This window comes from Crystallibacter degradans (assembly GCF_012952295.1).
Lineage (GTDB): Bacteria > Actinomycetota > Actinomycetes > Actinomycetales > Micrococcaceae > Crystallibacter > Crystallibacter degradans.
Map to the genome: position 1 here is coordinate 72469 of NZ_JABBCH010000012.1, position 13449 is coordinate 85917.

Genomic DNA, 13449 nt, shown 5'->3' on the forward strand with positions numbered 1-13449 from the left:
AGCGGGTTCAACCAGTGCCCGCTCTCAGGAGTCGGTCTTGGCGATGTACACGTCGCAGGACGCGCGCTGCGCCACGGACGTTGCCACGCTCCCGAGCACCCGGCCCAACCCCTTCATCCCCACATTTCCGACCACGATCAGCTGCGCGTCCACCCGCTCGGCCTCGTTGATCAGGGCGTCCTGAGGCTTGCCGTGGAGTGCGGCATAGCTGGTGGCCAGCCCTTCCGTGGCGAGATCCTCGGCGGCCTTCTTCGCAACCTTTTCGGCCGTTTCCGAGTCCGACAGGTACCACTTGTCGTTCCCGATGCGCACCACCTCGGCGTTATCGGTCGCATGGGCGGTGACCACCCTTAGCTCCGCCGAGAGTCCGGCGGCAAGCTGTGCGGCAGTTCGGGCAGCCTTCATCGACGTTTCGCTGCCATCCACTCCAACAATGATGATTCCGGCCATCGGGGTCTCCTCTTCGAGAATGTCATCGGGACCGCTCGGGGGCGGCTTGAAACCAACATACATGCGTTACCGCAGTGCCTGCCGCAGAAAGCACTTGTAGTACAGGTTAGGCACTTGTACTATTTCTAGCATCGCCACCCAATAAAAGGACTCCGATGACAGCCACCACCTTTTCCAATCCGCTTGCCGCCATCTCCGGCGGTGAGGCCACCACGGACCGCATCCGGCATGTAAAGCTCTCCACACTGACTCTGCCGCTGCAGACGCCGATCAGCGATGCCAAAGTCCTGACCGGCCGGCAGAAGCCGATGACCGAGATTGTGTTCCTCTTCGCCGAGATCACCACGCAGGACGGCCACCACGGCATCGGTTTCAGCTACTCCAAGCGTGCCGGCGGCCCCGCCCAGTACGCCCATGCCAAGGAGGTCGCGGACAACCTGATCGGCGAGGACCCCAATGACATCGGCCGGGTCTACCAGAAGCTGCTCTGGGCCGGCGCCTCGGTGGGCCGCAGCGGCGTCGCCACCCAGGCCATCGCCGCGCTGGACATCGCGCTCTACGACCTCAAGGCCAAGCGGGCGAACCTGCCGCTGGCCAAGCTCCTCGGCGCCTACCGCGATTCCGTACAGACCTACAACACCTCGGGCGGCTTCCTACAGGCCCCCATCGAGGAGGTCAAGGACCGTGCCAGTGCCTCGCTGGCCGCGGGCATCGGCGGCATTAAGATCAAGGTGGGCCAGCCGGACACCAAGCTTGATCTCGCCCGCGTCACCGCCGTGCGCGAGCACCTTGGCGACGACGTGCCGCTGATGGTGGATGCCAACCAGCAGTGGGACCGGCCCACGGCCATGCGCTTCGGCCGGGTGCTGGAACAGTTCAACCTGGTCTGGATCGAAGAACCCCTGGACGCCTACGACGCCGAAGGCCACGCCCTGCTGGCCAACGCCCTGGACACCTCCATCGCCACCGGCGAGATGCTCTCCAGCGTCACCGAGCACATCAGCCTGATCGACAACCGCAGCGTGGACATCATCCAGCCGGACGCCCCGCGGATCGGCGGCATCACTCCCTTCCTCCGTCTGGCAGCCCTGGCAGACCAGGCCGGGCTTCAGCTGGCGCCGCATTTCGCCATGGAAATCCACCTGCACCTGGCCGCGGCCTACCCCCGCGAGCCGTGGGTAGAGCACTTCGAGTGGCTCAACCCGCTGTTCAACGAGCGCCTGGAAACCCGCGAGGGCCGCATGATCGTCCCCAACCGGCCCGGCCTGGGCTTCACGCTCAGCGAGCAGGCCCATGCCTGGACCACGGACACGGTAGAGTTCGGCACGAAATAGCCGCCGAGACCACCCCCGCCGAGAACAAGGACCATCATGGACGAGCCCGCCGCCGTCGACCGCGGTTCCTCCCGCAGCCTCACCCAGTCCGTGGTGGAGCAGATCAGGAGCAGCATTGTCGACGGCGGCATCGGCCCGGGCGACAAGCTGCCGGCCGAAAGCGCGCTCATGGCGCAGTTCGCCGTCAGCCGCACCGTCATCCGCGAGGCGATCTCGCGGCTGCAGGCGGCCGGACTGGTGGAAACCTACCGTGGCAAGGGCACCTATGTGCTGACCCGGCCCAGCGAGGAGTCCTTCACCGCGGGGCCGGAGCAGATCCGCACCCCCGAGGACCGGCTGCAATTGCTCGACTTCCGGCTCGGGCTGGAGGTGGAGGCCTCAGCCTTGGCCGCGCTGCGCCGGACCCCCACCCAGCTGGCCAAGATCGGCGCGGCGTTGGCGGACTTCCGCGCCGCTCGGAACAAGCCCAGCGAGGCGGTGGAGGCGGACTTCCGGTTCCACCGGGCCGTCGCCGTGGCCACCAACAACCGGTTCTACGTGGATCTGCTCGCCTCCCTCGGCCCCGCGATGATCGCCATGCCCCAGACCCGGCTGCTGGCGAACAACGACGACGGCGAAGAGACGCACTTCTCCCGCGTAGCCTTCGAACACGAGACGGTCTTCGACGCCATCGGGCGGCAGGACGCGCAATCAGCCGCCGCCGCCATGCGCACGCATCTGGCCAACTCCCGCGCCCGCTTAGCACGCCGTCCCGACTAGCCCACTCGGCCTGGCCGCACAAAACTCGCACAAACCGGGCTGTTCAGCGCGGGCCTCCAATTCTTCCCACAGCACGACGGCGGCTGCCGGCCTTTCGAACGAAAAGGCCGGGAGCCGCCGTCGTACGCGGTATCTAGAAGCCGTCCGGCGCCTTGACCGCGAGCACCGGGCGGTCCGCCTGGAGCAGGATCCGCTGGGCCTGGCTTCCCATGATGAACTTGCCCACCTGGGAGCGCTTGCGCAGGCCGATGACGATCAAGGAGGCGTTGACAGCGTCCGCCACGTCCATCAACTCGTCGGTCAGGTCATCGGTGTGGCCGGGCTGGCGCACGGTGGCGGTGATGCCCGCGTCCGCGGCCCGCTGCACCAGCTCGGCAACCTGCTCGGGCGAGGCCAGCGCGGCATCAACCGGGGCGCCCTTGCGCGGGGAATTGAGGATCACCATGTCCAGTCCGCGCAGCTTGGCTTCCGCGATGCCAGCGGTGAGCGCGGCTTCGCCTTCGGGGGTGGGCAGGTAGCCGACCAGGATACTCATACTGATTCCTTTTCATTCTTCCGCGACGGATCGTCGGTGTTGGTGGCCTTTTTGGCGTGGGCTTTCTTGAACAGAGACTGGATCAGCGGCAGGAAGATCACCATCAGGAAGACCAGCAGCAGCACGCCGGAAATCGGACGGCTGACGAAGCCGGCCGCGTCGCCGCCGAAGACCAGCAGCGAACGGCGCAGGTTCTCTTCCAGCAGGGCACCGAGCACGAAGGCCAGCACGAGCGGCCCCGGTTCGAAGCCGAACTTCTTCATCAGGTAGCCGATCACGCCGAAGAAGATGACCAGCCAGATGTCGAAGACGCTGTTGCGGATGGTGTAGACGCCGATCAGCGTGATCAGCACGGTGATTGGGGCCAGGATGGCTGCCCGCACGCGCAGGATCTTGACGAAGATGCCCACCAGCGGAATGGACATGATCAGCAGCAGGATGTTGCCGATGTACATCGAGTTCACCACGCCCCAGAAGAGTTCCGGGTCGTTGGCCACCAGCTGCGGGCCGGGCGTGACGCCCTGGATCAGCAGCGCGCCGAAGATGATGGCCATGGTGGCGTTGGCGGGGATGCCCAGAGTCAGCAGCGGGATGAACGACGACGTTGCCGCCGCGTTGTTGGCCGATTCCGGTGCGGCAACGCCCTCCACCGCGCCGCGGCCGAACCGCTCGGGGTTCTTGGCGCGCTTTTTCTCCATGGCGTACGCCGCCAGCGAGGAGAGCGTGGCGCCGCCGCCGGGCAGGATGCCCAGGAAGAAGCCCAGGACCGAGCCGCGGCCGATGGCACCGGAGGACTGCTTGAGGTCCTGGCGCGAGGGCCACACGTTGGCCACCTTCGCGGGAGCCTGCACCTTGTTGTGGCGCTGCTCCAGGTTGTAGAGGATTTCGCCGAGCCCGAAGATGCCCATGGCGATCGGCACGAAGTCGAGGCCGTCGGCCAGCGATAGGCTGCCGAAGGTGAAGCGGGATTCGCCGGTGAAGCCGTCGCGGCCCACCGTGGCGAGCAGCAGGCCGAGGCCTGCGGCGATCACGGATTTGAGTTTGCCGCCGTTGCTGACCGTGGCCACCAGGAGGATGCCCAGCAGTGCCAGGGCCGTGTATTCGGGCGGGCCGAAGTCCAGCGCGAAGCCGGCCACGATGGGGGCCAGCAGGGTCAGGCCGATGATGGATACGGTGCCGCCGATAAAGGAGCCGATGGCCGCGATACCCAGCGCCGTTCCGGCCTTGCCCTGCTTGGCCAGCGCGTAGCCGTCGAACACCGTGACCACGGCGGAGGCCTCGCCCGGCAGCCGGAGCAGGACGGAGGTGATGGTGCCGCCGTACTGCGCACCGTAGAAGATGCCGGCCAGCATGATGATGGCGGTGACCGGCTCCACGCCGTAGGTCAGCGGCAGCAGGATTGCGATGGTCGCGGCGGGGCCGAGGCCCGGCAGCACACCGATCAGCATGCCGATCATGACGCCGAGCAGGCAGTACAACAGGTTCATCGGTTCCAGCACCACGCCGAAACCGTTGATCACCGGTTCAAAAAATTCCATGAGTCTTCCCTAGAACAAATGCGGGACGGGCACGCCGAGGGCCACGACGAAGATCAGGTAGAAGGCGGCGACAACGGCGAAGCTGAGCACCGTGGACATCCGCCAGGTTTCCTTGCCCAGGAACCTCAGCCAGACGAACGTCAGCAGCAGGGACGGGATCTCGAAACCGACAGTCCCCACCAGCAGCACGAATCCGATCAGGGTGCCGACCCCGGAGAGCACGGCCCAGCTTGAGGAGGAGAACTTCTCGGCGTCCAGCGTGTTCCGGCCGAAGACCGCGAGCGCGGTGGCCAGGACAACCAGCACCACACTGATGATGAACGGCCACATGCCGGGCTCCGGCGCCTCGGGCGTCCCCAGCCCCATGGCCAGGGAGAGGAAAATGCCGGCAACGCCAATAACGACGACGACGGCGGCCGCCGCGATGTTGGCCAGCGGGCCCGCTGCCGGGGGTTTGTCCTCGTCCCATTCGGCCGCGAGCTGCTCCGGCGTCAGATCATCGAGTACGGAGCCCGCCTCGGCGGCAGCGCGGACGTCGCTGCCGCCGAGGTTGGAACCATCACCGTTGGGTGATGTCACTTCTCGCCTCCGAGATCAACGCCGTACTCCTCGGTGAGAGCCTTGTACTTCTCGGCGTAGCCCTTCCAGTCTGCGGCCAGCTGCTCGCCGTCAATCTGGGTCGGAGTGAACAGGTTCTGCTCGTTGAACTCCTTGTACTTCTCGGACTCGAACGCAGCGGTGAAGGCTTCCTTCAGCTCGGCCAGGACCGGCTCCGGGGTGCCCTTCGGGGCGGCGACCGCACGGTACTGGGACACCGGAACGTCGTAGCCAGCCTCGACGGCGGTGGGCGTGTCCGGCAGGTACTGGTTGCGCTCTTCGGAGAAGGTCACGATCGGGGTCAGCTTGCCGGCCTCGATCTGCGGCATGGCCTCGCCCAGCTGGATGGTCGCCAGGTCCACCTGGTTGCCCAGCAGCGCGGTCATGGCCGGGGAGCCGCCGTCGAACGGAACATCGGTTCCCTCAACCTCGGCCTGCTTGAACAGCAGTGCCTGGGCCAGCTGGCTGCCGGTGCCGACGCCGGTGGTGGCGAAGTTGAACTTCTTGTCGGCGCTGGTGATGTCCTCCATGGTCTTCAGGCCGGAGTCTGCGTTGGCTACCAGTACGTAGTCGTCTTGGGAGATGCCGGTGATGACCTCGACATCATCCAGCGAGACCGCTTCTTCTTCGCTGACGGCCAGCGGGGTGATGGTGATCAGGGAGGCATTGAGCAGAATCAGGTTCTGGCCGTCCGGCTCCATGCCGGCAACTTCCTTGGTGGCCAGGGCGCCGTTGGCGCCGGGCTTGTTGACCACGGGAATGGCCACGCCCAGCGGGTCTGCGGCGTTCTCGGCCAGGGCGCGGCCGATCCGGTCGGTGCTGCCGCCCGGATCCTGACCGATGGTCAGGGTCACAGGACCGGACGGGAACTCGCTGCCGTCTGCGGCTGCCCCGGAGTCGGCCACGTTGCCGCCGCAGGCAGTCATGCTCAGGGCAAGCGCCAGGCCCGCACTGGCGGACACGGCCCCGCGGCGGGTGAGCTTGGATGCAAACATGTAAGTCTCCTTTTGGATGGTGCAGGGTGTGGCTGCGGACCCGTGAACGGTTGTGAGGCCCATCACCACTGCAAGGTGCTTCTGGAAGCCTAGGGACAGCTCATGATACTTGTCCAAGCCCAATAAGGCATGAAGTGATACCCTCTGTGCATCATGTACTCACTCGACCAGCTTCGCGGTTTCGTGGCCGTTGCCGAAGAACTTCACTTCGGCCGCGCCGCGGAACGCCTTAATATGACCCAGCCGCCCCTGAGCCGGCAAATCCAGAAACTTGAGCGCGGCATCCAGGTGCAGCTGTTCGAGCGGGACAACCGCCGGGTGACGCTGACTGCGGCCGGCGAAGCCTTCCTCGTCGAGGCGCGCAAACTGCTCGCCCTGGCTGACAGCGCCCCGGATCTTGCCCGGCGGATCTCCGCCGGTGCCGCGGGCACCATCCGCATCGGCTTCACCGCGGCCTCCACCTATGGACTGCTGGGCGCGCTGTTGAACGAGATCGGGACGCACCTGCCGGAGATCGACGTCGAACTCACCGAGATGGTGACGCGCGAACAGATCCCGGCCCTGGTGAAGGGCGAAATCGATATCGGGCTGGCGCGGCCGCCCTTTGACGAGGAGCTGTTCGACTCGCGGCTGCTGTACCGGGAACCCATGGTGGCCGCCCTGCCCGCGGGGCACCCGCTGGGGCGGCTGGGGCGCGCGATCACCGGGGAGGACCTGCGCAACGAAGACCTGATCATGCACTCCCCCACCCAGGCCCGCTACTTCTACGACCTGGTGGTCCGGACCCTGCCGGTCACCAACACCAACTTTGTCCATACCGTGAGCCAGATCCTGACCATGGTGCTGCTGGTGGCCGCCGGGCGCGGCATTGCGCTGGTCCCGCAGTCGTCCAGTGTGCTGGGCATCGACGGCGTGGAGTATGCACAGGTGGAGGGTTTCGGCGAGGACCCGGTTGAGCTGTATGCCATTTGGCAGCGGGATGCCCGCAATCCCGCCCTGCTCCGAGTGATGGACCTGATCGAGCAGGCCTGATGCGCCGCTGAACGTTAGGCCCCCGCCGTCGTAATGCTGGGAAGGTATCAAACCATACAAAAACACTCTTGGACATGCATCGAAAGTGTTCCTAGGCTGGCAGCAATGCAAACCCCCTTTCGGCGCTACGGCAAGGACCTGGCGCCGCCGATCTAAGGACACAACACGTGGCACAGCTGAACCCGGCCGAATTGGCAACCCAGATCAAATCCGGCCTGCTCTCTTTCCCGGTTACGCACTTCGATGCGGACCTGCAGTTCGATGAGGCCCGGTACCGCGAGCACCTCGCCTGGCAGGCCGGCTACGACGTCGCAGGCCTCTTCGCCGGCGGCGGCACGGGTGAAGGCTTCTCGCTCACCACCACGGAAATGGAACGCGTGGTCCGGGTTGCGGTGGATGAAATCGGCGGCAAGGTCCCCGTTCTGGCCTCCGCCACCGGCCCCACTTTCCAGGCCATCGAGCAGGCGAAGTCTGCCGAGGCCGCCGGCGCGGACGGCCTGCTGCTGCTGCCGCCGTACCTGACCGAGGCGGACCAGGAAGGCCTGATCGAACACGTCAGCGCAGTCTGCCGCGCCACCAACCTGGGCGTCATCGTCTACAGCCGCGCGAACGCCGTCCTGACGGACACGTCCGTGGCCATCCTGGCCGAGCGCAACCCGAACCTGATCGGCTTCAAGGACGGCATCGGCAACATCGAGCAGATGACCCGGATTTACGCCAAGGTGGGCGAGCGCCTCGCATACATCGGCGGACTGCCGACGGCGGAGACCTTCGCCCTGCCGCTGCTGCAGCTGGGCGTGAGCACCTACTCCTCGGCGATGTTCAACTTCGTACCCGAATTCGCGCTTGGCTTCTACCAGGACGTCCGCGCCGAGAACCGCACGGCGGTCTACCAGAAGCTCAACGACTTCGTCATCCCCTACCTCGACATCCGCGACCGGGTGAAGGGCTACGGCGTGTCCATCGTCAAGGCCGGCCTGACCGCAGTGGGCCGCGACGGCGGCAAGGTCCGCCCGCCGCTGCAGGACCTCACCGAGTCCGACCTGCACGAACTGACCACCCTGATCAACAAAATCAGCTAGGAGATTCCCCCGTGCCCATTACAGGAAATTCCATCATCGCCGGTACCCCGGTCAACGGGACCGACGGCGAAGTCAACGCCATCAATCCGGCCACCGGCGCAAAGCTTGAACCGGCGTTCGGCATGGTCAGCGTGGCGCAACTCGAAGACGCCACCAAGGCAGCCGAAGCAGCGTTCGACACCTACCGCGCCACTTCCCCCGAGGTGCGCGCAGCGTTCCTTGAGCGTATCGCCGACAACATCGAAGCCATCGGCGCCGAACTGACCGAACGCGGCACCGCCGAAACCGGCCTGCCCGCCGGCCGGTTGGAAGGCGAACGCGGCCGCACCATCGGCCAGCTGCGGATGTTCGCCGCCGTGGTCCGCCAAGGTGACCATCTGCAGGTCCGCATCGATCCGGCACAGCCGGACCGCAAACCGGCGGCCCGCCTGGACATCCGCCAGCGCCACATCCCGCTGGGCCCGGTGGCCGTATTCGGCGCCAGTAACTTCCCGCTGGCGTTCTCCACCGCCGGCGGGGACACCGCCTCCGCGCTGGCCGCCGGCTGCCCGGTGATCGTGAAGGCGCACAACGCCCACCCGGGTACTGCCGAACTTGTAGGCCAGGCCGTGGCCAAGGCTGTCAAGGACAGCGACCTGCCCGACGGCGTCTTCTCGCTGCTCTTCGGCGCCGGCCGCTCGGTCGGCCAGGCCCTCGTGGCGGACCCGCGCATCAAGGCCGTGGGCTTCACCGGCTCGCAGGCCGGCGGCATCGCCCTGATGAAGACCGCAGCCGCGCGGCCGGAACCGATCCCGGTGTACGCCGAGATGTCCTCCATCAACCCGGTGTTTGTCCTGCCTGGCGCCATCGCCGAAGACGCGGCGGCTCTGGCCGGCGACTTTGTCGGGTCGCTGACCATGGGGGCCGGGCAGTTCTGCACCAACCCCGGGCTGGTCTTTGTCCCCGAAGGCAAAACCGGCGACGCCTTCATCAGCGCCGCGGCAGGCTCGCTGCGTTCCTGCGCGGGCCAGACCATGCTCACTCCGGGCATCGCCGGCGCGTGGGAAGACGGCGTGAAGGAACTGGCCGCGGCCGACGGCGTGGAGCAGGTCGCCGAGGGCGCCCCGGGTGCCACCGAGAACGCCCCGGCACCGCGGCTGTTCAGCACCAGTGCGGAAAACTTCGCGGCCTCCCCGCGGCTGCAGGAGGAAGTCTTCGGCGCAGCCGGGCTCTTTGTCCGCTACTCGGATGCTGCCGAACTCGCCACCGCTACCGAGAACCTCCAGGGACAGCTCACCGCGACTGTCCACTACGCGCAGGGCGACGAGGTGGCGGCCAGTGAGCTGCTCCCCGTGCTGGAGCGCAGGGTTGGCCGCATCCTCTTCAACGGCTGGCCCACCGGCGTCGAAGTTGGACATGCCATGGTCCATGGCGGGCCGTTCCCGGCGACGTCCGATTCACGCTCCACCTCCGTAGGCAGCCTGGCCATCCACCGCTTCCAGCGGCCGGTCAGCTACCAGAACGTTCCGGACGAGCTCCTGCCGGCACCGCTGCAGGATAACAACCCGTGGAAACTGAACCGCCGCCTCGACGGCAGCGTAGAAAACGCGAAGGACTAGCGCATGGCAAGTAACACCCCCACGATCGTCTCGGTCGAGGCCGTCCCGGTAGCCGGCCATGACAGCATGCTGCTGAACCTCAGCGGTGCGCACGGCCCGTTCTTCACGCGCAACATCGCCATCATCACTGACAGCAACGGCAACACCGGGTTAGGTGAAGTGCCCGGCGGCGAAGCCATCCGCAGCACGATCGAGGAAGCCGGCAGCATCCTCGTCGGCCAGCCGATCTCGCTGTACCGGCAGCTGCTGCGCAAGGTCTCGGTTGCTTTCGCTGACCGGGATGCCGGCGGGCGCGGGGCCCAGACCTTCGATCTGCGCACCACCATCCACGCCGTCACGGCGCTGGAATCCGGGCTGCTGGACCTGATGGGACAGCACCTGGGCGTGCCGGTGGCCGAGCTCCTCGGCGAAGGCCAGCAGCGGGACAAGGTCCAGATGCTCGGCTACCTGTTCTACGTGGCGGACCGCAAGAAGACCGATCTGCCGTACCTGGCCGAGGAAAACCCGGCCGACGACTGGGAACGGCTGCGCCGCGAGGAGGCCATGACGCCGGAGGCGATTGTTGCCCTGGCTGAAGCTGCCCAGCAGCGCTACGGGTTCCAGGACTTCAAGCTCAAGGGCGGCGTGCTCCCGGGCAAGGAAGAGGTCGCCGCGGTGACCGCGCTGGCCAAGCGTTTTCCGGAAGCCCGGATCACGCTTGATCCCAACGGCGGCTGGCTGCTGCAGGAAGCTATTGAACTCTGCAGCGGTTTGGGCGGCGTGCTGGCCTATGCCGAGGATCCCTGCGGCCCGGAGGGAACTTACTCCGGACGCGAGACCATGGCGGAGTTCCGGCGGGCCACCGGCCTGCCGACGGCGACCAACATGATTGCCACGGACTGGCGGCAGATGGCCCACGCCATCCGGACGAACGCCGTCGATATTCCGCTGGCGGATCCGCATTTCTGGACCATGCAGGGCTCGGTCCGGGTGGCGCAGCTGTGCAGTGACTTCGGCCTGACGTGGGGTTCGCACTCGAACAACCACTTCGACATCTCGCTGGCCATGTTCACCCAGGTGGGTGCCGCGGCGCCGGGCAAGATCACGGCTCTGGACACGCACTGGATCTGGCAGGACGGCCAGGGACTGACCAAGGATCCGTTGCAGATCAAGGGCGGCTACATCGAGGTCCCGGCACGCCCGGGCCTCGGCGTGGAACTGGACCGGCAGGCACTCGAGGCGGCGCACCAGCTTTACCTCGAACACGGGCTCGGTGCCCGGGACGATGCCGCCGCCATGCAGTTCCTGGTGCCCGGCTGGGAGTTCAACCCGAAGCGGCCTGCGCTGGTGCGCTAGAAAAGTTCGGTCCGCTAGTAAAGTCGAAAGGTCCGGCCCCGCTGTCCCAGGCTGCGGGGCCGGTTCCTTTTGCCTGGGATACGGAGGTTTGTGTTGGTCGGCGTCCTGATTGGTTTCGCCATTGTCGGCGCCGTCATAGTGGTTGGCTACATTGCCGCGCGCTTCCAGATCGGCGGCCCGCACGCCGCCCAGGCCCTGACCCAGACCGCCTTTTTCATCACCAACCCGGCGCTGCTGTTTACCGTGCTCGCCCAGGCGGATCTGGAGGCGGTCTTCTCCGCCTACGTGCCGATTGCCCTGATCACCTCGGTGTCGACGGCGGGGCTTTATGTGCTGCTGAGCCGGATCTGGTTCCGCCGTCCGGCCGCCGAAACCGCCGTCGGCGCGATGGCGAGTTCGTATGTGAATGCGAACAACATCGGCATTCCGATCGCCCTCTACGCTTTGGGGAACGCGACGCCGGTGGCGCCGGTGCTGCTGATCCAGCTGCTGTTGCTGGCGCCGGCGTACCTGACCATCCTGGATCTCTCCTCCGGGCGCAAACCGTCGCTGAAAAACATCGTGACGCAGCCGTTCCGCAATCCGATGATCATCGCGTCGTTTCTGGGCGTGGCCGTGGCTTGGACCGGCGTCGAACTTCCCGAAGTGGTCTGGGAGCCGCTGATGCTGTTGGGCGGGGCGGCCGTTCCGCTGGTACTGATGGCTTTCGGTATGTCGCTGCGCGGCAGCCGGCCGCTGAAGGTGAGCGAGGGCCGCACCGAGGTCATCGTCGCCACCGCGCTGAAATCCGCCGTGATGCCGCTGCTCACGTACCTGGTGGCCACGTTCCTGTTCCGGCTGGATGCGGAGCTGGTCTTCGGGGCGGTCATCATGGCGGCCCTGCCCTCGGCGCAGAACGTCTTCCTCTTCGCCAGCCGTTACGGCCGCGGCATCACCGTGGCCCGCGACGTGGTCCTGCTGTCCTCCGCGCTGGCGGTGCCGGCCCTCATCATCGCAGCCTGGCTGCTGGCCTAGCGCCGGCCGCCGGCCGCCAGCGCTATCCGGCCCCGGGCTTCAAGCGCATCTGCTCCGGCCTTTCCAACAGGAGCCATCGCGGTTGTCCATCACGCTCATGCCCCCGCGCGGTGAACCGGTCCGCCTCAACGAGCTGCTCCAGCCCGAGTCCCGTGAGGGACTGGACATCCTGCACGGGAACCTGGAAGGTCCGGTACGGCCCGAGCGGCGGAATCTCGCCCGCTGCCGTGGCCGCCGTGGTCAGCCGTTCCAGTTCGATCTCGTCCAGCAAGGGAGACTGGTCCAGGATGTAGGCGGTGCTCGCAATTCCTTCGGCGGCGCGCCAGGCTGCTACTTTCCAGAACAGCAGCGGGATAGAGAAGCCCCGGTACCGCGGATCCGCATCATCGAAGACCGGACCGGTGAAGACACTGAGCCTGGTGTCGTAGTTGTCCGCATGGTCCATCAGGTAGTCCTCCAGGCCCAGCCACAGGTCCTTGGACTGGTTGAAGGTGTTTACCTGCGGTGCGGCGTTCGTATAGAAGAACGTTTCCGTGTTGGCCTTGGCGGCCTCGACCCGCCTGCCCCACACCGGGTCCAGCCGCCGCACCAGATGCCCGCGGTCAAGATCGTTTCCGCGGTACAGGTCCTCACCTGCCTGTAGGTCCGCAGCCAGCCTCGGATCCAGCCGCCAGTTGTCTTCCCGTGGCAAGTCCTGGAGCTGGGCGCCGTCGATGTTCACTGCGGCCAGCTCCGCGAGCCGTTGCTGTGTGTTGAGGCAGATCGTGAAATGGGTGTAGTCGAGCACCTTCACCGCGGTTGCGGGACGGGGAAGTTCAACGGTGGTCAGCAAGAAGTCCGCGCTGTAGCCCTGGGTCATGCTTCCATCCTGCGGCACCCGCATGAACGGCGGGAAGCGCCAACCGGAAATCCGGTTGACGCTTCCGCGACCGTCAGTTTTTCCGCGGTCCTAGTCGACGAATTCGGACTGCGTCTCAATGAAGTCCCAGTCCTTCGGCGCCAGCGTTGTGTCCTTAAGATCCGGGCCGCCCGCGTCATAAACCTCGAGGGCGACATCCGACTCAACGCTCTCGGCCCGCAGGTTCTGCCGGAACCACTGTTTGGTTGCCGTGTGCAGCTCCGGCCACCACTGTTCAATGCTCTTCTCAGTCATCTCAGGCCCTCCGTTGTCGTCTGGTTC

Annotated in this window: 14 protein-coding genes; 7 read left to right on the plus strand and 7 right to left on the minus strand. The window is 66.3% G+C overall.

The genetic code is table 11. The features are described 5' to 3' along the window. Positions 1–24 precede the first annotated feature (24 nt). Entirely contained in the window at positions 25–450 is a 426-nt protein-coding gene (locus HGO92_RS16965; protein ID WP_169996900.1) for a universal stress protein, read from the minus strand. A 155-nt stretch (positions 451–605) separates the two neighbouring features. On the opposite strand from HGO92_RS16965, the gene HGO92_RS16970 reads away from it, so the two are divergent. Both HGO92_RS16970 and HGO92_RS16975 read left to right on the plus strand, forming a co-directional pair. Further along, complete coding sequence (locus tag HGO92_RS16970; RefSeq protein WP_169996901.1) at positions 606–1784, plus strand: L-talarate/galactarate dehydratase; 1179 nt, start codon at positions 606–608, stop codon at positions 1782–1784. 36 nt (positions 1785–1820) lie between these two features. Further along, entirely contained in the window at positions 1821–2543 is a 723-nt protein-coding gene (locus HGO92_RS16975) for a FadR/GntR family transcriptional regulator (RefSeq protein ID WP_169996903.1), read from the plus strand. Positions 2544–2676: 133 nt separating this feature from the next. Here HGO92_RS16975 and HGO92_RS16980 read toward each other — a convergent pair whose 3' ends face one another. Genes HGO92_RS16980 through HGO92_RS16995 form a run of 4 tightly spaced genes read right to left on the minus strand, consistent with a single transcriptional unit; the run spans position 2677 to position 6208 of the window. After that, on the minus strand, positions 2677–3078 hold the full coding sequence (locus tag HGO92_RS16980; protein ID WP_169996905.1) for a universal stress protein: 402 nt from the start codon (positions 3076–3078) through the stop codon (positions 2677–2679). After that, complete coding sequence (locus HGO92_RS16985; RefSeq protein WP_169996907.1) at positions 3075–4616, minus strand: tripartite tricarboxylate transporter permease; 1542 nt, start codon at positions 4614–4616, stop codon at positions 3075–3077. Before HGO92_RS16985 ends, HGO92_RS16980 begins: the two co-directional genes overlap by 4 nt. 9 nt (positions 4617–4625) lie before the next feature. Further along, on the minus strand, positions 4626–5195 hold the full coding sequence (locus tag HGO92_RS16990; RefSeq protein ID WP_169996909.1) for a tripartite tricarboxylate transporter TctB family protein: 570 nt from the start codon (positions 5193–5195) through the stop codon (positions 4626–4628). Next, the gene (locus HGO92_RS16995; protein WP_169996911.1) at positions 5192–6208 is read right to left on the minus strand and encodes a Bug family tripartite tricarboxylate transporter substrate binding protein; all 1017 of its coding nucleotides are present in this window, start codon (positions 6206–6208) and stop codon (positions 5192–5194) included. The genes HGO92_RS16990 and HGO92_RS16995 overlap by 4 nt, the downstream gene beginning before the upstream one ends. 153 nt (positions 6209–6361) lie before the next feature. On the opposite strand from HGO92_RS16995, the gene HGO92_RS17000 reads away from it, so the two are divergent. From HGO92_RS17000 to HGO92_RS17020, 5 genes are all read left to right on the plus strand, one after another. Next, entirely contained in the window at positions 6362–7240 is an 879-nt protein-coding gene (locus tag HGO92_RS17000; protein ID WP_169996913.1) for a LysR family transcriptional regulator, read from the plus strand. Positions 7241–7407: 167 nt separating this feature from the next. Then, positions 7408–8322, plus strand: a complete 915-nt coding sequence (gene kdgD / locus HGO92_RS17005) for a 5-dehydro-4-deoxyglucarate dehydratase (protein WP_169996915.1) — start codon at positions 7408–7410, stop codon at positions 8320–8322. 11 nt (positions 8323–8333) lie between these two features. Continuing rightward, a complete protein-coding gene (locus HGO92_RS17010) occupies positions 8334–9920 on the plus strand; it encodes an aldehyde dehydrogenase family protein (RefSeq protein WP_169996917.1) in 1587 nt (528 codons plus the stop codon). A gap of 3 nt (positions 9921–9923) precedes the next feature. Then, positions 9924–11255, plus strand: coding sequence for an enolase C-terminal domain-like protein (locus HGO92_RS17015; RefSeq protein WP_169996919.1), 1332 nt, complete (start codon positions 9924–9926; stop codon positions 11253–11255). 93 nt (positions 11256–11348) lie between these two features. Continuing rightward, positions 11349–12269, plus strand: a complete 921-nt coding sequence (locus HGO92_RS17020) for an AEC family transporter (protein WP_169997038.1) — start codon at positions 11349–11351, stop codon at positions 12267–12269. A gap of 22 nt (positions 12270–12291) precedes the next feature. On the opposite strand, the gene HGO92_RS17025 is transcribed toward HGO92_RS17020, so the two are convergent. Both HGO92_RS17025 and HGO92_RS17030 read right to left on the minus strand, forming a co-directional pair. Then, positions 12292–13128, minus strand: a complete 837-nt coding sequence (locus tag HGO92_RS17025) for a DNA/RNA non-specific endonuclease (protein WP_169996921.1) — start codon at positions 13126–13128, stop codon at positions 12292–12294. A gap of 90 nt (positions 13129–13218) precedes the next feature. Further along, complete coding sequence (locus tag HGO92_RS17030) at positions 13219–13422, minus strand: hypothetical protein (RefSeq protein WP_169996923.1); 204 nt, start codon at positions 13420–13422, stop codon at positions 13219–13221. Positions 13423–13449 lie beyond the last annotated feature (27 nt).

Bases quoted from the DNA above. Each gene is read 5' to 3' on its own strand.
- HGO92_RS16965 (WP_169996900.1), bottom strand. From the start codon at position 450: ATGGCCGGAATCATCATTGTTGGAGTGGATGGCAGCGAAACGTCGATG.
- HGO92_RS16970 (WP_169996901.1), top strand. From the start codon at position 606: ATGACAGCCACCACCTTTTCCAATCCGCTTGCCGCCATCTCCGGCGGT.
- HGO92_RS16975 (WP_169996903.1), top strand. From the start codon at position 1,821: ATGGACGAGCCCGCCGCCGTCGACCGCGGTTCCTCCCGCAGCCTCACC.
- HGO92_RS16980 (WP_169996905.1), bottom strand. From the start codon at position 3,078: ATGAGTATCCTGGTCGGCTACCTGCCCACCCCCGAAGGCGAAGCCGCG.
- HGO92_RS16985 (WP_169996907.1), bottom strand. From the start codon at position 4,616: ATGGAATTTTTTGAACCGGTGATCAACGGTTTCGGCGTGGTGCTGGAA.
- HGO92_RS16995 (WP_169996911.1), bottom strand. From the start codon at position 6,208: ATGTTTGCATCCAAGCTCACCCGCCGCGGGGCCGTGTCCGCCAGTGCG.
- HGO92_RS17000 (WP_169996913.1), top strand. From the start codon at position 6,362: ATGTACTCACTCGACCAGCTTCGCGGTTTCGTGGCCGTTGCCGAAGAA.
- HGO92_RS17015 (WP_169996919.1), top strand. From the start codon at position 9,924: ATGGCAAGTAACACCCCCACGATCGTCTCGGTCGAGGCCGTCCCGGTA.
- HGO92_RS17025 (WP_169996921.1), bottom strand. From the start codon at position 13,128: ATGACCCAGGGCTACAGCGCGGACTTCTTGCTGACCACCGTTGAACTT.
- HGO92_RS17030 (WP_169996923.1), bottom strand. From the start codon at position 13,422: ATGACTGAGAAGAGCATTGAACAGTGGTGGCCGGAGCTGCACACGGCA.